21 protein-coding genes and 2 riboswitches are annotated in these 26,326 nt (G+C 35.0%); of the genes, 19 read left to right on the top strand and 2 right to left on the bottom strand.

Annotated features, from left to right (window positions below; all coding sequences use genetic code 11):
- Positions 1-69: 69 nt before the first annotated feature.
- Together leuB and EV196_RS11450 are read right to left on the bottom strand one after the other, a co-directional pair.
- Positions 70-1,188: a 3-isopropylmalate dehydrogenase gene (leuB, locus tag EV196_RS11455; RefSeq protein ID WP_132217901.1), complete on the bottom strand. Its 1,119-nt coding sequence runs from the start codon at positions 1,186-1,188 to the stop codon at positions 70-72.
- Positions 1,185-2,360: a 2-isopropylmalate synthase gene (locus EV196_RS11450; protein WP_132217900.1), complete on the bottom strand. Its 1,176-nt coding sequence runs from the start codon at positions 2,358-2,360 to the stop codon at positions 1,185-1,187. Before EV196_RS11450 ends, leuB begins: the two co-directional genes overlap by 4 nt.
- Before the next feature lie 148 nt (positions 2,361-2,508).
- On the opposite strand from EV196_RS11450, the gene EV196_RS11445 reads away from it, so the two are divergent.
- The 19 genes from EV196_RS11445 (at position 2,509) to rlmN (ending at position 26,287) form a co-directional block, all read left to right on the top strand.
- The gene (locus tag EV196_RS11445; protein WP_132217899.1) at positions 2,509-4,059 is read left to right on the top strand and encodes a hypothetical protein; all 1,551 of its coding nucleotides are present in this window, start codon (positions 2,509-2,511) and stop codon (positions 4,057-4,059) included.
- Positions 4,060-4,178: 119 nt separating this feature from the next.
- Positions 4,179-4,303, top strand: a riboswitch (SAM riboswitch).
- 120 nt (positions 4,304-4,423) lie between these two features.
- Positions 4,424-5,698, top strand: a complete 1,275-nt coding sequence (locus EV196_RS11440) for an O-acetylhomoserine aminocarboxypropyltransferase/cysteine synthase family protein (protein ID WP_132217898.1) — start codon at positions 4,424-4,426, stop codon at positions 5,696-5,698.
- Positions 5,699-5,759: 61 nt separating this feature from the next.
- Positions 5,760-9,161, top strand: a complete 3,402-nt coding sequence (thrA, locus tag EV196_RS11435; protein WP_132217897.1) for a bifunctional aspartate kinase/homoserine dehydrogenase I — start codon at positions 5,760-5,762, stop codon at positions 9,159-9,161.
- Positions 9,162-9,298: 137 nt separating this feature from the next.
- Positions 9,299-10,465 carry a trans-sulfuration enzyme family protein gene (locus EV196_RS11430; RefSeq protein ID WP_132217896.1) on the top strand — a complete coding sequence of 389 codons (1,167 nt, stop codon included), beginning with the start codon at positions 9,299-9,301 and terminating at the stop codon, positions 10,463-10,465.
- 13 nt (positions 10,466-10,478) lie between these two features.
- Entirely contained in the window at positions 10,479-10,904 is a 426-nt protein-coding gene (locus EV196_RS11425; protein ID WP_132217895.1) for an RrF2 family transcriptional regulator, read from the top strand.
- A 126-nt stretch (positions 10,905-11,030) separates the two neighbouring features.
- Positions 11,031-11,294, top strand: a complete 264-nt coding sequence (locus tag EV196_RS11420; protein ID WP_132217894.1) for a DUF2061 domain-containing protein — start codon at positions 11,031-11,033, stop codon at positions 11,292-11,294.
- Between the two features lie 2 nt (positions 11,295-11,296).
- Positions 11,297-11,917, top strand: a complete 621-nt coding sequence (locus EV196_RS11415) for a phosphoadenosine phosphosulfate reductase domain-containing protein (RefSeq protein ID WP_132217893.1) — start codon at positions 11,297-11,299, stop codon at positions 11,915-11,917.
- Between the two features lie 123 nt (positions 11,918-12,040).
- The gene (cysD, locus tag EV196_RS11410; protein WP_132217892.1) at positions 12,041-12,946 is read left to right on the top strand and encodes a sulfate adenylyltransferase subunit CysD; all 906 of its coding nucleotides are present in this window, start codon (positions 12,041-12,043) and stop codon (positions 12,944-12,946) included.
- 129 nt (positions 12,947-13,075) lie between these two features.
- On the top strand, positions 13,076-14,323 hold the full coding sequence (locus EV196_RS11405) for a sulfate adenylyltransferase subunit 1 (RefSeq protein ID WP_132217891.1): 1,248 nt from the start codon (positions 13,076-13,078) through the stop codon (positions 14,321-14,323).
- 106 nt (positions 14,324-14,429) lie between these two features.
- On the top strand, positions 14,430-16,532 hold the full coding sequence (locus EV196_RS11400; protein WP_132217890.1) for a HEPN domain-containing protein: 2,103 nt from the start codon (positions 14,430-14,432) through the stop codon (positions 16,530-16,532).
- A gap of 31 nt (positions 16,533-16,563) precedes the next feature.
- On the top strand, positions 16,564-17,373 hold the full coding sequence (cobA, locus tag EV196_RS11395) for a uroporphyrinogen-III C-methyltransferase (protein WP_132217889.1): 810 nt from the start codon (positions 16,564-16,566) through the stop codon (positions 17,371-17,373).
- Positions 17,370-18,008, top strand: a complete 639-nt coding sequence (locus EV196_RS11390) for a precorrin-2 dehydrogenase/sirohydrochlorin ferrochelatase family protein (RefSeq protein WP_132217888.1) — start codon at positions 17,370-17,372, stop codon at positions 18,006-18,008. The genes cobA and EV196_RS11390 overlap by 4 nt, the downstream gene beginning before the upstream one ends.
- A gap of 49 nt (positions 18,009-18,057) precedes the next feature.
- The gene (locus EV196_RS11385) at positions 18,058-19,107 is read left to right on the top strand and encodes an NAD(P)/FAD-dependent oxidoreductase (RefSeq protein WP_132217887.1); all 1,050 of its coding nucleotides are present in this window, start codon (positions 18,058-18,060) and stop codon (positions 19,105-19,107) included.
- A gap of 83 nt (positions 19,108-19,190) precedes the next feature.
- Positions 19,191-19,961, top strand: coding sequence for a serine O-acetyltransferase EpsC (gene epsC, locus EV196_RS11380; protein ID WP_132217886.1), 771 nt, complete (start codon positions 19,191-19,193; stop codon positions 19,959-19,961).
- Complete coding sequence (cysM, locus tag EV196_RS11375) at positions 19,948-20,838, top strand: cysteine synthase CysM (protein ID WP_132217885.1); 891 nt, start codon at positions 19,948-19,950, stop codon at positions 20,836-20,838. Before epsC ends, cysM begins: the two co-directional genes overlap by 14 nt.
- 83 nt (positions 20,839-20,921) lie before the next feature.
- Positions 20,922-21,035: riboswitch (SAM riboswitch) on the top strand.
- A 50-nt stretch (positions 21,036-21,085) separates the two neighbouring features.
- Positions 21,086-22,102, top strand: coding sequence for a homocysteine S-methyltransferase family protein (locus tag EV196_RS11370; RefSeq protein ID WP_132217884.1), 1,017 nt, complete (start codon positions 21,086-21,088; stop codon positions 22,100-22,102).
- 13 nt (positions 22,103-22,115) lie between these two features.
- Positions 22,116-22,397 carry an antibiotic biosynthesis monooxygenase family protein gene (locus tag EV196_RS11365; RefSeq protein WP_132217883.1) on the top strand — a complete coding sequence of 94 codons (282 nt, stop codon included), beginning with the start codon at positions 22,116-22,118 and terminating at the stop codon, positions 22,395-22,397.
- A complete protein-coding gene (gene metH, locus EV196_RS11360; RefSeq protein ID WP_132217882.1) occupies positions 22,397-25,072 on the top strand; it encodes a methionine synthase in 2,676 nt (891 codons plus the stop codon). Before EV196_RS11365 ends, metH begins: the two co-directional genes overlap by 1 nt.
- 174 nt (positions 25,073-25,246) lie before the next feature.
- A complete protein-coding gene (rlmN, locus tag EV196_RS11355; protein ID WP_132217881.1) occupies positions 25,247-26,287 on the top strand; it encodes a 23S rRNA (adenine(2503)-C(2))-methyltransferase RlmN in 1,041 nt (346 codons plus the stop codon).
- The last annotated feature ends 39 nt before the right edge of the window (positions 26,288-26,326 follow it).

Here is a 26,326-nt window from a genome sequence, read left to right as displayed (position 1 = left end):
CACTGTAAACAATGCGCTTTTAAGGACTTTCCCGTAAATTTTAATTTTCTTGGTGACTAACTCAAATAATCAAATGATTGTGGATTGCCCTAAATGTATATTGGTAAAGTTTAAATTGGTTTCATCGGGATGATTAATAAAATCTTCAATGAAATCGCCAACTTTTGTGGTGGTAATGTTGTCGTACTTTCTGTTTAAATCGGGTGTGGTGATGTGTAATTTCAACGATTTATCAACACCTTCTCTAACTAAAGCAGCTTCGTCGTCTAATCCAAAATGTTCCAATAACATGGCTGCCGATAAAATGGAGGCAATGGGGTTTGCAATACCTTTATTGGCTACTTTTGAATAGGCACCATGAATAGGTTCGAACATGGCATGTTTATCACCTAAAGATGCAGATGCTAATAAGCCAATAGAACCTACAATAACACTGGCTTCTTCAGAAAGGATATCACCAAACATGTTTTCGGTTAAAATAACATCAAACTGTTTTGGATTTAAAATAAGTTCCATGGCGGCATTATCAATGTACATGAAATTTAATTGCACATTTGGGTATTGTGGTGCCATTTCTTGCACCACTCTACGCCATAATCTAGAACTTTCCATGGCATTGGCTTTGTCAACCAATGTTAATTTGCGTTTTCTGGATTGTGCTGCTTTAAAAGCTAAATGAGCAATACGCTCAATTTCGAAACGGGTATATTCGCAAATATCGGATGCGGTATTGCCATCATCACTCAATTTTTTTTCACCAAAATAAATACCTCCGGTAAGTTCGCGGTAAATAAGTATGTTGGTGTTTGTAATTTGCTTTTTCTTTAAAGATGATTTGTTCAGTAAATCCTCATAAGCAATTACAGGTCTTATGTTTGTATATAAACCTAAGGATTTTCGTAACCTTAAAAGCCCTTGTTCAGGTCTTATTTTGGCATATGGATCTAAATCGTAAGCAGCATTTCCAATAGCACCGAACAAAATAGCATCAGCATTTTCGCAAATGTTAACCGTTTCCTCGGGTAGCGGATTGCCCGTTTTTTCAATAGCACTAGCGCCAACCAAAGCATGTTGAAATGTAAATACATGGTTAAACTCCATAGCTATAGCTTTCAAGACTTTTTCGGCTTGGGCTATAACTTCTGGACCTATACCATCGCCTGGTAAAACGGCTATATTTAATTTCATGCTGAAATAATTTCTTTATACAATCTGCTGTTTTCTATAATAGTATGGATGTCATTATCATTAACTTCCTTCTTTTTATCGGCAAAATCTAAAAAGTTTACATAGATTTCATCCAATTGAAGTTTTGTTAATTCGTACCCAACATTTTTAGCTCTATAAGCTAAAGCTGCACGACCACTTCTAGCGGTTAGAACAATAGCCGATTCTGTAACTCCAACATCTTTTGGATCTATAATTTCGTAGGTTTCACGATTTTTAATGACACCATCTTGGTGGATGCCAGAGCTATGTGCAAAAGCGTTAGCGCCTACAATAGCTTTGTTTGGTTGCGTGTAAATACCCATACTATCTGATACCAATTGACTAATACCATAAAGCATCTCAGTTTTAATATTAGTATCTAAGTTTAAATAGGGGTGTTGTTTTAAAATCATAACCACTTCTTCCAAAGCCGTATTTCCAGCACGTTCACCAATACCGTTTATGGTACATTCAATTTGGCGCGCACCATTTATAACACCTTCAATAGAGTTTGCGGTTGCTAAACCTAGATCGTTATGGCAATGGCATGATAAAATAGCTTTTTCAATACCTTTTACGTTTTCTTTAAGGTATTTAATTTTTGCTCCGTATTCGTGTGGTAAACAGTATCCTGTAGTATCTGGAATATTTAAAACGGTTGCGCCAGCTTTAATAGCTGTTTCGCAAACACGCGCTAAATAATCATTATCGGTTCTTCCTGCATCTTCTGCATAAAATTCTATATCTTCTACAAAAGATTTTGCGTAACTTACGGCGTGAAAAGCACGTTCAAGAATAGCATCTCTTGTAGAGTTGAATTTGAATTTTATATGAGAATCGGAAGTTCCAATTCCTGTATGAATTCGAGGTTTTTTTGCGTATTTTAAAGCTTCGGCAGCTACTTTTATATCATTTTCAACAGAGCGTGTTAAGCCACAAACTGTTGCGTGTTTTACAATTTTAGATATAGCTTCAACCGATTTAAAATCGCCAGGACTAGATACAGGGAAACCGGCTTCAATAATATCAACACCTAAAAAATCGAGCTGTTCAGCTATGATTAATTTTTGTTCGGTGTTTAATTTGCAACCAGGGACCTGCTCGCCATCGCGAAGCGTTGTGTCAAAAATTTGTACTTGAGTATCGGACATTTAATAAAATAAATTTTCTTATTGTATTACGAATGTATATTTTGGTTTCCGTAAATGATAATGCAACTCACTTTTTTTACGATGTTTAACTTAATTATAATTTAGTTAAATATCTGTTTATCAAATATTTAATAAGGTTTTTGTAACTATGACAAAAGAGCAAAAAGATAATTTGTTTGTATTAGTAAAATCGCTTTCTAAGTCTGAAAAGCGGCAATTTAAACTTTACGTTGGGCGTTTGGGGGTAAATGAAGACTCTAAATTTTTAACGCTTTTCAACATTTTGGAAAAACTTTCGGTGTATGATGAAGTTGCCATTTTGAAAAAAGGCATTGTAAAAAAAGAACAACTTTCCAATTTAAAAGCGCATTTATATAAGCAGATATTAATTAGTTTACGATTAAACCCTTCACATCAAAATATTAGAATTCAAATTCGGGAACAATTAGACTTTGCAACTATTTTATACCATAAAGGTTTATATAAACAAAGTTTGAAAATTTTAGATAAGGCAAAAAATTTAGCCATTGCAAACGAAGAAAAAAATGTGGCTTATGAAATTGTTGAATTAGAAAAAGTTATAGAGTCTCAATATATAACCCGAAGTTTAGGAGATAGAGCCGATGAACTCTCCATTCAAGCAAAAGAGTTGAGTCAACAAAATGTACTGGCAAGTAAATTATCAAATTTATCGCTTCAATTATATGGGTTGTTTTTAAAAACAGGCTACGTAAAAAATGATAAGGAAAGCAAACGTGTTATTAAATATTTTGAAGCACGCCTGCCAAAATACGATATAAATACCTTAGGTTTTCGTGAAAAATTATGGCTTTATAAAGCGTATTTATGGTATAGTTTTTTAACGGTTGATTTTTTATCCTGTTATAAATATGCCACTAAATGGGTCGATTTGTTTTATGAGAATAAAGATCAAATTGTTTTAAATCCTGTCTTTTTCCTAAGAGGAAACCACTATTTGCTTGAAGCCTTGTTTTATTTAAGACATTATGAAAAATTTAAAGAATCGTTAGTAAGACTAGAAACGGTAACCCAAGAAAAATGGTTTCCTGTGGATGATAATATTGACGGATTAATGTTTTTATCAATCAACAATAATAAATTCAATTTACATTTTATTGAAGGAAGTTTTAAAGAGGGTTTACCCTTAATTGATGAGGTTTTAGAACGTTTAAAAGATTACAACGACCGCATTGATGAACACCATATCATGGTGTTTTACTACAAGTTTGCAAGTATGTATTTTGGTGCGGGTGAAAACAAAAAATGCATTTATTATTTAGAAAAAATCATAAATAATAAGTCTTTACAAATGCGTGAAGATTTACTTTGCTTTGCTAGAATTTTAAATTTGGTGGCGCATTATGAAGCAGGAATGGATTATAATTTGGACATCTTAATTAAAAGCACCTATAAATTTTTAATTAAGATGGAAGACTTGTATGATGTACAAAGAGAATTTATCAAATTTTTACGAGGATTGGGAGATATTTACCCCAATGAGGTTAGAAATGAATTTATAAAACTTCATAAAAAACTGAAGGAGTTTGAGCACGATCCGTATCAAAGTCGCGCGTTTTTGTACCTTGATATTATTTCTTGGTTAGAGTCCAAAATTCAAAACAGACCCATAGCTTTAGTGATTCAAAATAAATTTTATGATAAACGATTTAATAAGTAAATTTCAGTTGTTTGAAATAGCGTTCAGAATAGATTTTTATAAAATTTCCACTAAAAAATTTGGATATTAACTTTTTCTAACTGAATATTTGCACTCACAAAGTTCAAACACTTACTGAAATGTTATCAAGAAAGGTGGAGGGATTAGACCCTTTGAAGCCTTAGCAACCTCCCGAACTTATCGGGGAAGGTGCTAAATTCTACTTAGTTTTCAATTCATTTATTGAAAGTTGGATAGATAACCAAAACGAAATTACTCATGTAATTTTTATTATTCTTTTTAACATTTTTCTATTAAGTACATCAAATTTTGATGCATTTGGCTTTTGGTTTAATTTATTTATTAACTCAAAAAAACTAGAAAAATGAGTACACAAAAATTAGCAACAAACGCATTACACGCAGGACATGACGTGAAGGTACACGGAGGCACTAGAGCAGTGCCAATTTATCAAACATCATCGTATGTTTTTAATAATTCCGATCATGCGGCCAACCTATTCTCATTAAAAGAATTAGGTTTCATTTACACACGATTAAACAATCCAACCAATCAAATTTTACAAGACCGTTTAGCATCTGTAGAAGGAGGTGTTGGCGCTGTAGTTTTTGCATCGGGAACTGCTGCCATTTCTACAGGTTTATTAACTTTATTAAAAGCTGGAGACCATATTGTAGCTTCAAGTAGTTTGTACGGAGGAACCTACAACTTATTGAAAGTAACCTTACCAAGATTGGGTATTACAACCACGTTTGTAGATGCCGATAATCCTGATAACTTCGCCAAAGCAGTTCAAGATAATACCAGAGCATTTTTTGTAGAATCTTTAGGAAATCCGAAATTGGATGTGTTGGATTTAAAATCAATTTCTGTACATGCTAAAGCTGCAGGCGTACCATTTATTGTAGATAACACGGTGGCGACTCCGGTACTTTTAAATCCTATTGAGCATGGTGCAAACATCGTTATCCATTCATTAACAAAATATATTGGGGGACAAGGCACATCATTAGGAGGCGTCATTATTGATGCGGGTACTTTTGATTGGTCTAACGGAAAATTCCCAGAATTTACAGAGCCTTCAGCAGGATATCATGGTTTAGTATATCATGAAGCTTTAGGGGCTGCGGCTTATACATTTAAACTAATTCTTGAAGGTTTGCGAGATTTTGGAGGAGCTTTAAGTCCAACCAATGCGTTTAATATCATTCAAGGGTTAGAAACCCTTCCAGTAAGAATAAAACAACATAGCCAAAATGCTTTGGAATTAGCTAAATGGTTAGAAGAACAACCAGAAGTAGCTTGGGTAAATTATCCAGGTTTAGAATCTAGTAAGTATAAAACTTTGGCGGATACATATTTGCCAAAAGGTAAAAGTGGTATCGTTACTTTTGGTGCGAAAGGGGGTTATGATGCAGCAAAAGCTATTGCAGATAACTCGAAATTGTTTTCATTATTAGCGAATATTGGAGACACCAAATCACTAATCATTCATCCTGCTAGTACCACGCATCAGCAATTAACTGCGGCAGAACAAGCAGCAGCAGGGGCACCACAAGATTTAATTCGTCTATCAGTTGGTCTTGAGGATATTGATGATTTAAAAGCAGATTTAAAAGAAGCTTTTTCTAAAATATAATTCAAATTAATAATGCCTATAAGGTTTTAAAAACTTTATAGGTATTAACAAAACAAAATCATTGGAACACGTATTACAACATATAATCGTTAAAAACTTTACCACGCAAAGTAAAGTGCTTAACCCTGAAATTAAGTTAAGCTACCAAGTATTTGGTAAGCCTTTGGGTACCGCACCTGTGGTGTTGGTAAATCACGCTTTAACAGGAAACAGTAATGTGGCTGGTAAAGATGGTTGGTGGCAAGATTTAGTAGGCGATGACAAGGTGGTAGACACGACACTTTACACCATTTTAGCCTTCAATATTCCAGGAAATGGTTTTGATGGTTTTGTAATAGAAAACTATAAAGATTTTGTAGCCCGCGATATTGCAAATCTTTTTTTAATGGGTTTAAAAGAATTAAAAATTGATAAGCTTTTTGCCCTTATTGGTGGTTCGTTAGGTGGTGGTATTGCTTGGGAAATGGCAGTTTTAAATCCTGATATTACCGATAATTTAATACCTGTTGCGACCGATTGGAAATCTACCGATTGGCTTATTGCCAATTGCCAAATTCAAGAACAATTTTTATTGAATTCAAGAAACCCAGTGCATGATGCCAGAATGCACGCCATGTTATGTTACCGCACCCCAGAATCTTTCAACGAGCGTTTTCAGCGTTCAAAAAATGAAGAATTAGAGATTTTTAATGTAGAAAGTTGGTTGTTGCATCATGGTAATAAATTGCAAGAACGTTTTCAATTGTCGGCATATAAATTAATGAATCAGTTGTTAAAATCGATTGATGTAACCAAAAATAGACCAACCGATTTTAATGTATTGGAAAACATTCATGGTAATATTCATATTGTAGGCGTTGATTCCGATTTGTTTTTTACTGCGGAAGAAAACAGACAAACCCACAAACAATTAGCGGTATCGAACCCGAATGTCACTTATAACGAGATACATTCCGTTCATGGGCACGATGCTTTTTTAATGGAATATGAACAATTAGAAAAAATAGTAGAAGGCATTTTTGTGCCAAATTCGAAAAAAAGACGCATGAAAGTATTAAAGTTTGGAGGAAAATCCTTAGCGAATGGTGAGGGATTAAATACCGTTATTTCAATTATTGAAAATAAGGTAAATGAAGGAGAAAAAATTACGGTAGTCGTTTCAGCAAGAAGTTCGGCAACCGATGATTTGGAAGATATTTTAAACAAAGCCGTAAAAGGACATCCGTATAAAGAAATTCTGCAAGTTTTTAAAAACTATCAAACAGAACCTTTAAAGAATGTTGATTTTTCTGCAGAATTTTCAACCTTAGACAAACTGTTTGAAGGCGTCAGTTTATTAGGCGATTACAGTAAAAAAACAAAAGATGAAATTTTAGCACAAGGCGAATTACTTTCAGTAAAATTAATCGCCAATTTATTAAATAAGAAAAACATTAAAGCCGCAGCGGTTGATGCGCGACCTTTAATAAAAACCAATGATACTTTTGGAAATGCGCAGCCTATTCAGCAAATTTCAAAAGATAATATTAAAAAGTATTATAAAGAAGCAGGCAACGATGTTGTAAATGTGGTAACTGGTTTTATTGGGTCAAATATTAAAAATGAAACCACAACATTGGGTAGAAATGGTAGTAATTACACAGCAGCATTAATTGCTAATTTTTTAGATGCTGAAGAATTGCAAAATTACACCCATGTAAACGGTATTTACACTGCCAACCCAGACATGGTGGAAGATGCCAAAAAAATACGTGAATTATCATTTAGTGAAGCCAACGAGTTGGCAAATTTTGGCACCACTGTTTTACATGCCAAAACCATCATCCCGTTGGTTGAAAAAAACATCAATCTTCGAATATTAAATACCTTCAATCCTCAAGATGAAGGAACTTTAATAACTGCGAAACCAAACTCAAAAGAAGTGACATCATTATCAGTTTTAGATAATGTAGCATTGTTGAATTTAGAAGGTCGCGGGTTATTAGGAAAAAGTGGTGTGGATGCTCGTATTTTTGGGGCATTAGCAACTCACAATATTAGTGTAAGCATCATTTCTCAAGGGTCTTCAGAGCGTGGTATTGGCTTAATTATTGATGCCGACCAAGCTACTCAAGCGGTTATAGCTTTAGAGCGTGAGTTTGAAAATGATTTCTATTCACAAGATGTTAATAAAATTGCGGTGGTTGATGATGTTTCGGTAATTTCTATTATTGGTATTGAATTGAGTTCGTTCCATAAACCATTTAACGCGCTTATAAAAAACCAGATTACACCCTTATTGTTTAACAATACGGTTACTGGAAAAAACGTGAGTTTGGTAGTTAAAAAGAACCAACTTCATAAAGCGATGAATGTGATTCATGGTGAAATTTTCGGAATTTCAAAGAAAATAAATATAGCCATTTTTGGTCATGGAGGTGTTGGAGGAGCTTTAATTAATCAGATTTTAAAATCGAAAGACGATATTGAAAAGCGAAAAGGGATTAATTTGAATGTGTTTGCGATTGGTAATTCTAAAAAACTGCTTTTAAACAAAAAAGGGGTGGATGCCAACTGGAAAGATGTTATTAAAACGTCAGAGCTAAAAAGTTCCATAGAAGATGTGATTGCTTTTGCAAAAGCAAATCATTTGGAAAATTTAATAGCTGTAGATAATACGGCAAGTCCTAAATTTCACGACAATTATATGCCTTTAGTGGAAGCTGGTTTCGATTTAGTATCGTCAAACAAAATAGCAAATACCATTTCGCATGAATTTTATACCGATTTACGAACACAATTAAAAGAACACAACAAGCAATATTTATATGAAACCACGGTTGGTGCAGGTTTACCATTGATAGACACTATTAAATTGTTGCATGAATCGGGTGAAAATATTACCAGAATTCGAGGTGTTTTTTCAGGAACTTTGAGTTATTTATTTAATAATTTTTCTATACAAGATAAACCGTTTAGTACTATTGTACAAGAAACCATTGATAAAGGTTTTACCGAACCCGACCCAAGAGAAGATTTTTCTGGAAATGATGTCGCTAGAAAATTATTAATCTTAGCTAGAGAGTTAGATTTACATAATGAATTTGAAGATGTTTCTGTTCAAAATTTAATTCCAGAAGCATACAGGAATATTTCTGTACCAGAATTTTTAAGTCAGTTACATGTTTTAGATGCTGAATTTCAAAAAATAAAAGAAGCTCAAAAACCTGAACATGTTTTAAGATATATTGGCGATTTATCGGGCGATTTATCAAAAGACAAGGGCATATTAGAAGTAAAATTAGTATCCATTCCTAATGATAGTACGTTAGGTCAAATAAAAGGAAGCGATGCTATTTTTGAAATATTTACAGAAAGCTATGGCGAACAACCCATTGTGATTCAAGGTGCAGGTGCAGGAGCAGAAGTAACAGCAAGAGGCGTTTTTGGTGATATTTTAAGGTTGTCTAAGCATATTAATTAAGTTACAAAGTCGCAAAGTTTCAAAGTTGCAAAGAGATAAAGCTTTGTAACTTTGCGACTTTGTAACTTAGAAGCTATTAAAGCTTTAAAATAGATTGATTAAAATGCCTATGCGTGGTCTAGGCAAAATATAAAAATATGAGTAATAAAAAGTTTGAAACTTTAGCCGTAAGAACACAATCTGAAACGACTCAGTTTTCTGAGCATTCAGTACCATTATATTTAACATCAGGATTTGTTTTTGATGATGCAGAGGAAATGAGAGCATCTTTTGCAGAAGAAAAACAACGCGACTTGTACAGCCGTTATAGCAACCCGAATGTTAACGAATTTGTAGATAAAGTGTGTTTAATGGAAGGTGCAGAAGCTGGTTTTGCCTTCGCTAGTGGTATGGCTGCGGTTTTTTCAACCTTTGCAACATTATTAGATGCTGGTGATCATGTGGTGTCTTGCAGTTCGGTATTTGGGGCTACTCATGGTTTGTTTACAAAATACTTTCCTAAATGGAATATTGAGTGTTCTTATTTTAATGTAAATGAAGTAGAAACAATCGAAGGTTTAATTAAACCGAACACCAAATTTTTATATGCAGAAACACCAACCAATCCAGGTGTTGATGTATTGGATTTAGCCTACCTAAGTGCTATTTGTAAAAAACACAACATTTTGTTGGTAGTCGATAATTGTTTTGCAACTCCTTATTTACAAAACCCAATTAAATTTGGTGCCGATTTGGTAATTCATTCTGCTACCAAACTTATGGACGGACAAGGGCGCGTGCTTGGAGGTGTTACAGTTGGGAAAAAAGAATTGATTCGAGAAATCTATTTATTTGCAAGACTTACAGGGCCTTCAATGAGTCCTTTTAATGCCTGGGTATTGTCAAAATCATTAGAAACATTAGCCGTTAGAACCGAAAAACATTGTGAAAACGCCTTAAAATTGGCAACATTTTTAGAAGCGCACCCTAAAGTGAAATGGGTAAAATACCCGTTTTTAAAGTCACATCCTAAGCACGATATTGCCAAAAAGCAAATGTTATTAGGTGGTAATATCATAGCTTTTGAAGTAAAGGGTGGTTTAGAAGGAGGAAGGTCTTTTTTCGATGCCATTAAAATGTGTTCGTTATCGGCTAATTTAGGAGATACAAGAACTATAGTAACGCACCCTGCAAGCACAACGCATGCCAAGGTAGAACCCGAAGTAAAAGCAGCAGCAGGTATTACAGATGGAATGGTAAGAGTTTCAGTTGGTTTAGAACATATTGATGATATTATTTCCGACTTGAACCAAGCACTAAATTAACTACCTTTGCACCATGTTATCTAAAAAAACAAAGTACGGATTAAAAGCACTCACCTTTATTGCTAGAACTGGCAGTGATTTACCAGTTCAAGTTGGTGAAATTGCGAAAGGTGAAAACATTCCCCAAAAATTTTTAGAAAGCATTTTACTTACTCTAAGAAAAGCAGGAATTTTAGGCTCAAAAAAAGGAAAACATGGTGGTTATTATTTAAGAAAAGACCCTTCGGAAATTTTAATGACCGAAGTAATGCGCGTACTGGAAGGCCCTATTGCCATGGTACCATGTGTTAGCTTAAATTTTTATGAAAAGTGTGATGATTGTCCAGATGAACATGCTTGTAGCGTTAATAAACTCATGATTCAAGTGCGAGATAGTACGCTTGAAGTTTTTAGAAATACTTCTTTAAAAGACCTATCTGTTAGAGAAAATGAAAAATAATGAGTCAAATATTTAAGAATAAATACAATCATTTAAAAAAAATTAAAAATTAGTTTGATAATTTATAAAAAGTATTAAATTTGCAAACCCTACTAAATTGATAGGATTAATATAATACTAAGTAAAATGATTAGTCACGTGTTAATAAATTCAGACAAAAACGAAAAAACCACTTATAAAAAAGACAGTGCTAAAGAGAAACCTCTTAGAAGTATTGTAAAATCCATTAGCTGGAGAATTATAGGAACGTTAGATACCATTATTATTTCTTATATAATTACAGGTCACTTAACTTTAGCTTTTAAAATAGGTTCTGTAGAACTAGTTACTAAAATGGTATTGTACTTTTTTCATGAACGTATTTGGAATTCAATTAAATGGGGGAAATAAAGATGATTACACAAGAAAGAATAAACGAATTAAATACGCTTTTAAAAGACGCGAAGCCATCTGAAATCATTCAGAAGGCTTTTGAACTTAATAAAGAAGCGGTTGTAACAACCAATTTTAGGCCATACGAAGCAGCTATTTTACACGCCGTAGCTTCGGTGGAAACTGCTATCCCAGTGGTTTGGTGTGATACAGGTTACAACACACCACAAACATACAAACACGCTGAGAAAGTAATAAAAGATTTAAACTTGAACGTGTTTCTTTATGTGCCAAAACAAACATCTGCGCATCGCGATGTGGTTATGGGGATTCCTAGTGTAGATGCTCCAGAGCATGCTTTGTTTACAGAACAAGTGAAGTTAGAGCCTTTTAAACGTGCGATGGAAGAACATAAACCGAAAGTTTGGTTTACAAATCTACGCCAAGGACAAACAGCCTTTAGAGATAGTATTGGGATTTTTAGCGTGAGTAAAGATGGAGTTTTAAAAGTAAGTCCGTTTTACTATTGGTCTGATGCCGATTTAGATAAATACCTTGAAGAAAATAAGTTGCCAAACGAATTCAAATATTTCGACCCGACAAAAGCTTTAGAAAACAGAGAGTGTGGTTTACATGCTTAAAAAAGTTTACAGTCGTAGTCGCGGTAAACAGTAATAAAAAAACAAAAATTAAAACAACAATATTCTTGCTGCACCCGAGTAAGAATCCCTCCCCTTCGGGGAGGTTAGGTGGGGCTTTTTATTATGAACAAAGATACATACCATATTAATTCACTAGAAAACGAAGCGATATACATTATCAGAGAAGTTGCGGCACAGTTTGAAAAACCTGTATTGTTGTTTTCTGGAGGTAAGGATTCAATCACATTGGTACGTTTAGCGGTTAAAGCATTTTATCCTGCTAAAATTCCATTTCCATTAATGCACATTGATACGGGACATAATTTTCCAGAAACAATTGAATTTAGAGATCGTTTGGTTAAAGAATTAGGTTTGAAATTAATTGTTAGAAATGTTCAAGATTCTATCGACCAAGGAAAAGTAAAGGAAGAATCTGGTAGATACGCCAGTAGAAACCAACTGCAAACAACCACGCTTTTAGATGCTATTGAAGAATTTAAGTTTGATGCTTGTATAGGAGGTGCCCGTCGTGATGAAGAAAAAGCAAGAGCAAAAGAGCGTATTTTTTCAGTACGTGATGATTTTGGTCAATGGGATGAAAAAAACCAACGCCCAGAACTTTTCGATATGTTGAATGGCCAAATTAATTTAGGTCAAAATGTACGTGTGTTCCCAATTTCAAACTGGACAGAATTAGATGTTTGGTCTTATATAGAGCAAGAAAATATTGAAATTCCTTCTATTTATTTTGCGCATAAACGTAAAGTATTCTTAAGAGATGGTATGATTTGGTCTGCGGAAGATGAAGTTGTTTATAGAGATGATAACGAAGAGGTCATTGAAGAAATGGTGCGTTTTAGAACCGTAGGCGATATGAGTTGTACCGCAGCTGTATTATCTGAAGCCGCAACAATTTCTAAAGTAGTAGAAGAAATTAGAGATTCTACAATTTCAGAACGTGGTGCGCGTATAGACGATAAACGCTCTGAAGCAGCTATGGAAAAACGTAAACAACAAGGGTACTTTTAATCCCCCTAGCCCCCGAAGGGGGAACTAGCAAGGTTGTTCGAAACCTTATAGATATAAAAGAAGAAGTATTAATTTTTAAAATATACCCGTAAAGAACTCCCTCTCCTTTGGAGAGGGTTGGGGTGAGGAATGGAAGTATTAAAAATTGCAACAGCAGGAAGTGTAGATGATGGAAAAAGCACCTTAATTGGGCGTATACTTTATGATACTAAATCATTAACAACCGATAAGTTAGAAGCTATTGAAAAAACAAGTAAGCAGAAAGGTTATGATTACTTAGATTTTTCGTTAGCAACCGATGGTTTAGTGGCAGAAAGAGAACAAGGTATCACCATTGATGTGGCACACATATATTTTTCCACAAGAAAGAAAAGTTACATTATAGCCGATACACCTGGTCACGTGGAATACACACGTAACATGGTTACGGGCGCTTCAACATCTCAAGCATCCATCATTTTAATTGATGCTAGAAAAGGCGTAATCGAGCAAACCAATCGTCACTTCTTCATCAATAATTTATTAAGAATTAAAGATGTTGTTGTTACCATTAATAAAATGGATTTGGTAGATTATTCTGAAGAGGTTTACAATAAAATCAAAGCAGATTTCTCTGAATTAATGAACAAACGTGATTACCAAGACCAAAAAATCACGTTCATTCCTGTAAGTGCTTTAAAAGGTGATAACGTCGTGAACCGTTCTGAAAATATGCCTTGGTACACAGGCCAATCTTTATTAGAGCATTTAGAAAATTTAGATAAGAAAGATATTTACAATGTGGGTACACCACGTTTCCCGGTACAATTTGTTATTCGTCCAAAAACGGAGGATTTTCACGATTTTAGAGGGTATGCAGGAAAAGTTTATGGTGGCGAATTAAGTGTTGGTGATAATATTTTAGTATTGCCATCAAAAACAAGATCGAAGATTAAAGATATTTATTTCTATGATGAAAAATATCAAACAGCTTCAAGACGTTCGTCGGTTACTATCACTTTAGAAAATGATATTAATGTTAGTAGAGGTGATATGATTGTTTTAGAAAACGATTTACCTACCATCGACAACCATTTTACCGCCAATATTTGCTGGATGGATTCCAAGCCATTGGAAGCGGGTTCAAAATATGTGTTACAACATGGTGTAAACAAAGTATTGGCGAGGGTTGAAACCATCAACCATAAAATACATCCAGATTATTCTGGAATTGAAAAGAATGTACAAGGGTTGGGTGTGAACGATATTGCTTCGGTAACATTCAAATTCAATAAGCCATTATTTTTCGATCAATTTAAAAATCACAGAACAAATGGGTCGTTTATTTTAATCGACACACAAACCAATAGTACTGTAGGAGCTGGGTTTATTCAATAAAAAAGCCCCCTAACCCCCGAAGGGGGAACTGGAAAAACATAAAAAAAGTATAATTAAATAATTTACCGTAAAGTGTTCCTCCTCTTTGGGGAGGTCGGGTGGGGACATGCAAACTTTTAGAACAGAAATAGAAAATCCAGTGGTTGAACAAGAAATTTTAGAATTATCTAAAAAAATCGAATTATTCAATACAGGAAAAATTGATGAAGAAAAATTCAGGAGTCTTCGTTTAGCTCGTGGTATTTACGGTCAGCGTCAAGAAGGCGTTCAAATGATTCGTATTAAATTACCTTACGGAAAAGTAAAGAGCAATCAATTACGCAGAATTTCTGATGTTTCAGATGAATATTCTCGTGGACGTTTACATATAACTACGCGTCAAGATATTCAAATTCATTATGTGGATTTAAACAGAACGCCAGAATTGTGGTCGGAATTGGATAAAGACGATATTACCTTAAGAGAAGCGTGTGGAAATACCGTTCGTAACGTAACTGCTTCAGAATTAGCGGGAATTGATGTGAACGAACCTTTTGATGTGTCGCCTTATGCCGATGCCTTATTTCGTTTTTTCTTAAGAAATCCTATAAGTCAAGAAATGGGGCGTAAATTCAAAGTGTCTTTTTCGTCTTCAGATGAAGATACGGGACTTTCGTACATGCACGATTTAGGTTTTATAGCTAAAATTGAAAATGGTGTTCGTGGTTTTAAAGTGATGATTGGTGGTGGCTTAGGGTCACAACCGCGTCATGCCGATGAATTATATAGTTTCTTGCCTTCGGATAAAATTATACCTTTAATGGAAGGTGTGGTACGTGTTTTTGATCGTTATGGTGAGCGTAAAAGTCGTGCTAAAGCTCGATTGAAATTCTTAATAAAAGATATCGATTTAGATGCTTTTAAAGAATTAGTTGAAGCAGAACAAAAAGCAATTGAGTTTAAAACAGTTGCTATTGATGCAGATGCTTATGTCCCTTCAAAACCAGTGTCGGTTGAAGTTCCTCAAGTAGACATTAAAAATCAAGAAGATTTTAAACTTTGGAAAGCGACGAATTTAATTCCTCAAAAGCAGGAAGGTTACGTAGCCATCGGTATCAAAGTGCTTTTAGGAGATTTTTATACAGATAAAGCACGTTTATTAGCCGATTTAGTACAAAAATATGCAGCGGGCGAAATTCGTTTGTCGTTGCGTCAAAACATAGTAATTCCTTTTGTTAAGGAAGAATTAGTGCCGTTTTTCTATACTGAATTAGAAAAATTAGGTTTCGTTGAAGCAGGTTATAATAAAGCGGTTGATATTACAGCTTGTCCTGGAACCGATACTTGTAATTTAGGAATTGCAAGTAGTACAGGAATTGCCGATGAGTTGGAGCGCGTTATAAAAGCAGAATACCCACAGTATTTAAAAAATGACGACGTTGTTATAAAAATTAGTGGTTGTATGAATGCTTGTGGACAACACAATATGGCAAATATTGGTTTTCAAGGAATGTCCGTTCGTACACCGGATAAATTAGTGGCACCTGCTTTACAAGTATTATTAGGTGGTGGCAACTTAGGGGATGGGAACGGCTTGTTTGCTGATAAAGTTGTTAAAGTACCAAGTAAAAGAGGACCAGAAGCATTGCGAAGAATTTTAAACGATTATGAAGCTAACGCCGATGGTAAAAAGTTTGTTGAGTATTACAAAGTAACTGGCGACAGATATTTTTACGATTTATTAAACGACCTTCAAGATGTGTCAAACCTAACCCAAGAAGATTTTATCGACTGGGGATCTGAAGAAAAATACGAAAAAGAAATTGGTATTGGCGAATGCGCTGGTGTCGTTATCGATTTAATCGCGACGTTATTTTTCGAGAGCGAAGAAAAAATTGAAAACGCACAAAATTCATTCAACAATAAAGTGTATTCAAGCGCTATTTATCATGCCTATACGTCTATGGTAAATTCGGCAAAAGCCATGTTGCTAGCCGAAAACAAAAGCACCAATACACATGCAGGTATTGTAAGTCAGTTTGATGAATTATTTGTTGAAAGTGGTAAACTAGATTTAGGAACTTCTTTTTCGGAATTGATTTATCAAATCAACAAAAATGCACCAACTGAAGATTTTGCATCAAATTATATAAAAAGTGCAAACCAGTTTTTAGAAAAAGTAAGAGCATACAGAGAAGCAGATACCAAGCTTGAAAATAAAGCGGTTTAAAGCCAAATTTCATTTGGTTAGCAAATGATATATGAGTAAAAAAGAAAAACATACAGATATAGAGAATCCAATTCCCCTTTTGGGGGTTAGGGGGCGTTTAACGGTTGTAGGTGCTGGTCCAGGAGATCCAGATTTAATTACGCTTAAAGCAATTAAAGCGATTGAATCTGCCAATGTGATCTTGTACGATGCGCTTATAAACGAAGAACTTCTTAAGTACGCTTCTGGAAATGCGGAACTTATTTTTGTGGGGAAACGCAAAGGGTGTTATGCTTTTCAACAAGAGCAAATCAATGAACTCATTGTAAATAAAGCTAAGGAAAAAGGACACGTAGTACGCTTAAAAGGCGGCGATCCCTTTATTTTTGGAAGAGGTGCTGAAGAGATAGATTATGTACGACAGTTTGGTTTAGAAACCTTTGTAGTGCCGGGAGTGTCATCATCTATCGCAGTTCCAGCGTATCAAGGTATTCCGTTAACAAAACGTGGTGCTTCAGAAAGTTTTTGGGTTATTACAGGAACTACTAAAGCCCATAAATTGTCTGATGATGTGGCTTTTGCAGCAAAATCAACAGCAACAGTTGTAATTTTAATGGGAATGGGTAAACTTGATGAAATTGTTCGAATTTTTTCAGAAGAAAACAAACAAGATACACCAGTAGCGATCATTCAAGAAGGTACTACCGAAAATGAAAAATTTGGTTTTGGAACTATCAGTACAATCAGCAAAGTGGTTGAAGAAAAGCAGTTGGCAAACCCAGCAATTATTGTTATTGGCGATGTTGTAAAAGAACGCGTTCAATTAACAACTATTTATAACGAATTGGCTCATAATTCATGAAAAAAGAAAAGTTAAACATAAGCGCAGTGAGTGAGCTAGTTCCCCCTTTGGGGGTTAGGGGGCTTAATACATTATATCCCATTTTTTTAAAGCTGAATAGTCTTAACGTGCTTATTGTTGGTGGAGGTAATGTAGCTGAAGAAAAGTTAACTTTCTTACTAAAATCAAGTCCAGATGCCAAAGTAACTATGGTGTCGCCTATGTTTAGGGAAGGGACGGTTGAATTAGCGAAAAAAGGTGATGTTAAATTAATTAAAAGAAAATATAATAAAAGCTATTTAAAGGGTAAGCATATTGTTATTGCAACGACCGATGTTCCTAGTGTAAACATAAAAGTGCATAAACATTGTCGTAAGCGTAGCATTTTAGTCAATGTTGCCGATAATCCACCATATTGCGATTTTTATATGGGAGGTATTGTAACAAAAGGTAATGTGAAGGTAGCTATTTCGACTAATGGGAAGTCGCCAACAACTGCCAAACGTTTACGTCAATTTTTTGAGGATGTGATTCCAGAAAATGTGGATGATTTGGTCAAAAATTTAAACGAATACAGAAAAACAATAAAAGGTGATTTTGAACAAAAAGTGGAAACACTTAACGAATTTACCAAAGGATTAATTGAGAAAAAATAAAGGAGATCTGCAAGGTTTTTAAACCTTGTAAGTCTAAATTACAAACAAAATGATTAAAACAGATATACTTATAATAGGTGCTGGACCAACGGGATTATTTACGGTTTTTGAAGCAGGATTGTTAAAACTTAAATGCCATTTAATTGATGCATTGCCACAAGCGGGTGGACAATGTTCAGAAATTTATCCTAAAAAACCTATTTACGATATACCAGGATTTCCAGAAATTTTGGCTGGCGATTTAACCAAAAACTTGTTAGAGCAAGGAAAACAGTTCGAACCAGGTTTTACATTAGGTGAACGTGCCGAAACTATTGATAAATTAGAAGATGGCACCTTTATTGTAACAACCAATAAAGGCACCAAGCACCATGCACCTGTGGTTGCAATAGCTGGTGGTTTAGGGTCATTTGAACCAAGAAAACCAGGTTTAGATAATCTGGAGATTTATGAAGATAACGGATTGGAATACTTCATTAAAGACCCGGAGGTATATAGAAACAAACGTGTTGTGATTTCTGGTGGCGGTGATTCTGCATTAGATTGGAGTATTTTTTTAGCTGATGTAGCTTCTGAAGTGACTTTAATTCACAGAAGAAACGAATTTAGAGGTGCTTTGGATTCTGTTGAAAAAGTGAGTGAACTTAAAGAAGCAGGAAAAATTAATTTAATCACACCTGCAGAAGTGACAGAACTTCATGGCGATGGTAAAATTGAAGCATTGACCGTGAATAAAGATGGTGAAGATTTCCGTTTAGAAACAGATCATTTTATTCCGTTATTCGGTTTGTCTCCAAAATTAGGTCCTATTGGTAATTGGGGATTAGAAATCGAGAAGAACGCCATTAAAGTTGATAATACCTTAAATTATCAAACAAACATACCGGGTATTTTTGCTATTGGCGATGTGAATACCTATCCTGAAAAATTAAAGTTAATTCTGTGTGGTTTCCACGAAGCTACATTAATGTGTCAAGCGGCATACAGAATTATAAACCCAGGCAAAAGATATGTATTAAAATACACAACCGTAAGTGGCATCGATGGGTTCGATGGGTCACGAAAAGAAGCACCTAAGGCAGTTGTTCAGTCCATTTAACAATTTTTTTTTAGAAAAGTCTTTTATTGTTGTAAATTTCAAGCGTCAAAAGCGACAATGAAAGATAATTTAAATTATTTTGTATGGATTTGTACCATGAGTTAAATGATAGATTAGTTAAAAAAAAATATAATGTTCGTTTAAAGGATGTTGTAAGAATATTTACAAAACGTCTTTTTTATTATATATTTGATTCGCATGAAAATGAGCTTCAACCTTTAAGAAAAGCCTTTTTAGATATAGCAAATAATTTGGATATTGTTGATGGTGAAGCGATTTGGGATGAATTTCAAAGTAAGTTTCACACTATCAGGACTAAGTTAGATTTAGATGCGGTTGCGGTTGTTAATTTTGATCCAGCAACCAAAACATTAGAAGAAGTTTATTTAGCCTGCCCAGGGTTTTATGCTATTTCAATTTATCGTTTAAGTCATCAGTTGTACGTACAAAACATGCCAATTCTTCCTAGAATGATGAGTGAATATGTTCACGGTATAACAGGTATTGATATTCATCCGGGAGCAACTATTGGCGATTCATTTTTTGTGGACCACGGCACCGGAATAGTTATTGGTGAAACGTCTGTTATAAAAAATAATGTTAAAATTTTCCAAGGGGTTACATTAGGTGGTATCCAAGTAAAAAAAATATTAGAGTCTACCAAACGTCACCCAACTATTGAAGATAATGTAACTATTTACGCCAATGCTACCATCCTCGGTGGTGATATTTCCATTGGAGCAAATAGTACTATTGGAGCCAATGTTTGGATTACAGAATCAGTTCCAGAAAACTCCTTAGTAACTTATCAAACCGAAATAAAAATCAGACCCAAAAAGAATGGCATCAGTTAAAGGTATTTTAGATAGAATAGGTAATACACCACTTGTTGAGGCAAGCCATTTAATTTCAAAAAAAGGTGTAAAATTATATTTAAAATTAGAAGGAGATAACCCTGGTGGAAGCGTTAAAGATCGTGCCGCTTTTAATATGATAAGTGAAGCCTTAAAACGAGGTGATATTAAAAAAGGAGATTATTTGGTAGAAGCAACTAGTGGTAACACAGGAATTGCTTTGGCATTTATTGCGAATCTATTGGGAGTACATATGGTGTTGATTATGCCGGAGAATTCTACTGAAGAACGCGTTAAAACTATGAGAGCGTATGGTGCTGAGGTGATTTTAACACCTGCTGATACAGGTATTGAAGGTTCTAGAGATTTAGCATTTCAATTAAGAGATGAAAAAGGCTATACGCTTTTGAATCAGTTTGAAAACGACGATAATTGGAAAGCGCACTATAAAACTACAGGTCCAGAAATTTGGAATGATACCGATGGTAAAATCACACATTTCGTGTCTGCCATGGGTACAACCGGAACCGTTATGGGCGTTTCTAACTATTTGAAAGAGAAAAACAAAAACATCATCATTGTTGGTGCACAACCAGAAGATGGGGCAAAGATACCTGGAATAAGAAAATGGTCGCCAGAATATGTGCCTAAGTTTTTCAATCGCTCTAAAGTAGATGTGGTGGTGGATGTTAGTGAACAAGATGCTAAAACAACTACCCAACGTTTAGCAAAAGAAGAAGGTGTTTTTGCCGGCATGAGTAGTGGTGGTTCTGTGTTTTGTGCTTTAAAAATAGCAGAAACTTTGGAAGAAGGTGTTATAGTAGCCATCATTTGCGATAGAGGAGATAGGTATTTATCATCAACACTTTTCGAATAAATTCGGGCAATTTTAACCGAATTACTGTGAATTTAAAAAAATGTGTGGTACTTTTGTCCACAAGTTCATAAATGTATTAATAATTGTTATCAAGAAAGGTAGAGGGAATAGACCCGTTGAAGCCTTGGCAACCCTTTAGCTCTTAAAGAAGGTGCTACGTTCTACTAGTATTTTAAAGAATATTGGAAAGATAACGAAAAGTGTTTCTTTTACTTTTCTTGATGACATACAGATATAAATTATCAAAATGTCAAACATACAACAAGCTTTACAAGACCGTATTTTAGTGCTCGATGGTGCTATGGGTACCATGCTTCAGCAATATAAATTTACTGAAGAAGATTTTAGGGGCGAGCGTTTTAAAGATTACCCAACACCATTACAGGGGAATAACGATTTACTATCCATTACCCAACCGGAAGCTATTAAAACCATTCACGGAAAATATTTTGAAGCGGGAGCAGATATTGTTGAAACCAATACCTTTTCTGGCACGACCATAGCTATGGCAGATTACCAAATGGAAGATTTGGTGTACGAACTAAACTTTCAATCGGCTAAAATAGCGAGAGAAGTTGCCGATGAATTTACAAAACGTGAACCAAATAAACCCCGTTTTGTAGCAGGGTCTATTGGGCCAACAAACCGTACAGCAAGCATGTCGCCCGATGTAAATGATCCAGGTTATAGAGCTGTAACTTTTGATGAATTACGTATTGCATATAAGCAACAAGTAGAGGCCTTGGTTGATGGTGGTGTCGACTTATTATTGGTAGAAACCGTTTTCGATACGCTAAACGCCAAAGCAGCATTATTCGCTATTGAAGAAGTGAAAGAAGAACGAAACATAGATATTCCAATCATGTTAAGTGGAACAATCACTGATGCTTCAGGTAGAACTTTGTCTGGGCAAACTGCTGAAGCCTTTTTAATTTCAGTATCGCATATTCCATTACTGTCAATTGGTTTTAATTGCGCTTTGGGAGCTAATTTATTACAGCCACATTTGGAAGCAATTGCTAATAAAACAGATTTTGCTATTTCTGCACATCCCAATGCTGGCTTGCCAAATGCTTTTGGTGAATACGATGAATCTCCAGAAGAAATGGGTGAGCAAATTGAAGAATATTTAAAGAAAAATTTAATTAATATTATTGGAGGTTGTTGCGGAACTACCCCAGAACATATTAAAGTAATTGCAAACATAGCTGCAAAATACAAACCACGTACTGCTGTTGCCCTGAGCGCAGTCGAAGGGTTATAGAATAAATGAAATTATGATACTTGAAGTTGCTACTTTAAACATAAAAAAAGGTTTTTCTTTAGATTTTGAAACAAGTTTTAAAGAAGCTGAAAAAATAATTTCAACAATGAAAGGGTATATGTCCCATGAATTGAAAAAATGTATTGAGCATCAAGATAAATATATATTATTAGTGAATTGGGAAACGATTGAAGACCATGAAATTGGTTTCAGACAATCAGATAAATACCAACAATGGAAACAATTATTACATCATTTTTACGAACCATTTCCCACTGTAGAACATTATAAATAATGAGTATTAAGCAAACAAAATACATGCATTTATCAGGATTAGAACCTCTAATCCTAAACGAAAACAGCAACTTTATAAATGTAGGAGAGCGTACTAACGTTGCAGGCTCTAGAATGTTTCTTCGACTTATTAAAGAAGAAAAATTCGATGAAGCTTTGCAAGTGGCTCGCCATCAGGTTGATGGTGGAGCGCAAATTATCGATATTAATATGGACGACGGACTTATAGACGGAAAGGAATCTATGGTGCGTTTTTTAAATTTAATAGCCGCAGAACCCGATATTTCTAGAGTTCCTATCATGATTGATAGCTCAAAATGGGAAATCATTGAAGCTGGTTTACAGGTGGTGCAAGGTAAATGTGTGGTAAACTCTATTTCCTTAAAAGAAGGTGAAGACAAGTTTATAGCAGAAGCCAAAAAAATAAAACGTTACGGTGCAGCGGTAGTTGTTATGGCTTTTGATGAGGTTGGACAAGCTGATAATTACGATAGACGTATTGAAATAGCAAAACGCTCCTATGATATTTTAGTAAACAAGGTAGGTTTCCCATCGGAAGACATTATTTTCGACTTAAACATATTTCCTGTAGCAACAGGTATGGATGAGCATAAAAGAAATGCCATCGATTTTATTGAAGCTACACGTTGGGTGCGACAAAATTTGCCAAACGTTAGTGTGAGTGGTGGAGTCAGCAATGTGTCGTTTTCGTTTAGAGGAAACGATGGTGTTCGTGAGGCAATGCACTCTGTATTTTTATATTATGCTATTCAAGCGGGTATGAATATGGGTATTGTAAACCCTGCACTATTAGAAATTTATGATGATATTCCAAAGGATTTATTAGAACACGTTGAAGATGTTATTTTAGACAGACGTGATGATGCGACCGAGCGGTTGTTAGATTTCGCTGAAACCGTAAAAGGTTCCAAAGTAGAAAAAGGAGTCGATTTATCATGGCGAGAAAACCCCATTCAAGATAGAATTACGCACGCTTTAGTGAAAGGTATTGATGCTTTTATTATTGAAGATGTAGAAGAAGCCAGATTACAAGCCGAAAAACCAATTGATGTTATTGAAGGGCATTTAATGATTGGTATGAACGTTGTTGGCGATTTATTTGGAGCAGGAAAAATGTTCTTGCCACAAGTAGTGAAATCTGCTCGTGTAATGAAAAAAGCAGTAGGGTATTTAAATCCGTTTATTGAAGCTGAAAAAGGCGATTTACAAGAACCCGTAGGCAAAGTATTAATGGCAACCGTAAAAGGCGATGTGCACGATATTGGAAAAAATATTGTAAGCGTGGTATTAGCTTGTAACAATTACGCTATTGTCGATTTGGGTGTTATGGTGCCACCAGAAAAAATTATTGCAGAGGCTAAAGCACATAATGTGGATGCAATAGGTTTGTCTGGATTAATTACGCCGTCTCTTGATGAAATGGTGTATTTAGCTAAAGAAATGGAGCGCCAAAATTTCATTGTTCCTTTGTTAATAGGTGGTGCAACAACCTCAAAAGCACATACAGCAGTTAAAATTGATCCGCAGTATAAAAATGCGGTGGTTCATGTGAATGATGCTTCAAGAGCAGTAACAGTTGTGGGGGATCTACTAAATAAGAAAACTTCAAACGAATATGTTGCCAATTTAAAAAAGGATTATGATGAATTCCGAACTAAGTTTTTAAAACGAGGCAAAGAAAAATCATATATTTCAATTGGAGAAGCACGAGCAAGAAAATATAAAATTGATTGGAATACGTCTGAAATTGTAAAACCTAAAGAATTAGGCGTTCAGATGTTAAAACAATTAAGCTTAAAAGAATTGGTGCCTTATATTGATTGGAGTCCGTTTTTTAGAAGCTGGGATTTACACGGTAAATTTCCAGATATATTAACGGATGAATTGGTTGGTGAACAAGCAACCATCATGTACAACGAAGCCCAAGCAATGATTGAAGATATTATTGCAAGACAATTGCTAAAACCAAAAGCGGTTTTCGGTTTGTTTGAAGCAAATTCGATACATGATGATGATATTTCAGTTCAAAAAAACGGAAAAGAAGTGGCTGTTTTTAGAACCTTGCGTCAACAATTAAGTAAAAGAGAAGGCATTCCAAACATTGCCTTAGCCGATTTTATTGCACCTAAAGAAACCGGCAAAACCGATTATATGGGCGCTTTTTGTGTGGCCATTTTTGGCGCGCAAGAATTAGCCGACAGCTACAGAGCCAAAGAGGATGATTACAATGCAATAATGGCGCAAGCTATTGCCGATCGTTTTGCTGAAGCTTTTGCAGAATATTTACACAAACAAATACGAACCAAACATTGGGGTTATGATTCTGATGAAACACTTTCAAATGATGATTTGATAAAAGAAAGTTACAAAGGTATTCGTCCGGCACCGGGGTATCCCGCATGTCCAGACCATTTAGAAAAGGAAACTATTTGGGAGTTATTGGAAGTTGAAAAAATAATAGGCGTGAAGTTAACCGAAAGTTTAGCCATGTGGCCAGCGGCAGCAGTTTCCGGATATTATTTTGCAAACCCAGAAGCGAAATATTTTGGATTAGGTAAAATTACAGATGACCAAGTAACGGATTATGCCACTAGAAAAAGCATCACGAAAGAAAAAGCTAGAAAGTGGTTGCATCCAACCATTGCAGAAGAATAATAAGGTTGTTATGAGCATGTTGAATATCTAATATAGAGATGCTTCAATATGCTCTGAGTAACATAGAAATTTGATTTGACATTTAAAAAGTAGTTTGCGACCAACAGGTTAAAATCATCATTCTTTAATCAAAAATCGTAATTCGATAATCCTTTCCCTATTTTTGCATCTTATATGGCAACAACAAAAAAAGACATTCGCGCATTATCCAAAGAGCAACTCCGTGATTTCTTTGAAAAACAAGGAGATAAAGCGTTTCGTGGCAACCAGGTTTACGAATGGTTGTGGCAAAAAGGTGCCCACTCGTTTGATGATATGACCAATGTTTCAAAAGAAACACGTCAAATGCTGGAAGACAACTTTGTTATCAACCATATAAAAGTAGATACCATGCAACGTAGTAACGATGGTACGGTTAAAAATGCGGTACGTTTACACGATGGGTTGATTGTGGAGTCGGTTTTAATTCCAACGGCCACCAGAACCACTGCATGTGTGTCCAGTCAAGTAGGTTGTAGTTTAGATTGCAGGTTTTGTGCTACGGCGCGTTTAAAACGTATGCGAAATTTAAATCCCGACGAAATTTACGATCAAGTAGTAGCTATTGATAATGAAAGTAAGTTGTATTTTAACCGTCCATTAAGTAATATTGTATTTATGGGTATGGGCGAACCACTTATGAACTATAACAATGTTATTAAAGCTATCGATAAAATTACATCTCCCGAAGGTTTGGGTATGTCGCCAAAACGTATTACCGTTTCCACATCGGGTGTGCCAAAAATGATTAAGAAAATGGCAGATGATGATGTGAAGTTCAATTTAGCAGTATCATTACATTCTGCCATCGATGAAGTTCGAACTACCATCATGCCATTTAACGAAAATTTCCCTTTGGAAGATTTACGTGAAGCATTGGAATATTGGTATGCTAAAACCAAATGTAAAATCAGTTACGAATATGTGGTTTGGAAAGGTATAAACGATTCGCAAAAAGATATTGACGCTCTAGTTAAGTTTTGCAAATATGTGCCTTGTAAAGTAAACATTATTGAATATAACCCCATTGATGATGGCGAATTTCAGCAAGCATCAAACGAAGCCTTAGAGAATTACATAAGTAATTTAGAAAAAAACAGAATTGTTGTTAACGTACGCCGAAGCAGAGGTAAAGATATCGATGCGGCTTGTGGTCAATTGGCAAATAAAAGTTAAGAAAAAGAGCTGCGAATTGCAGCTCTTTTCTATCTATCT

Source organism: Mariniflexile fucanivorans (assembly GCF_004341235.1).
GTDB classification, from domain to species: domain Bacteria; phylum Bacteroidota; class Bacteroidia; order Flavobacteriales; family Flavobacteriaceae; genus Mariniflexile; species Mariniflexile fucanivorans.
This window is presented reverse-complemented; position numbering and strand designations above follow the sequence as displayed.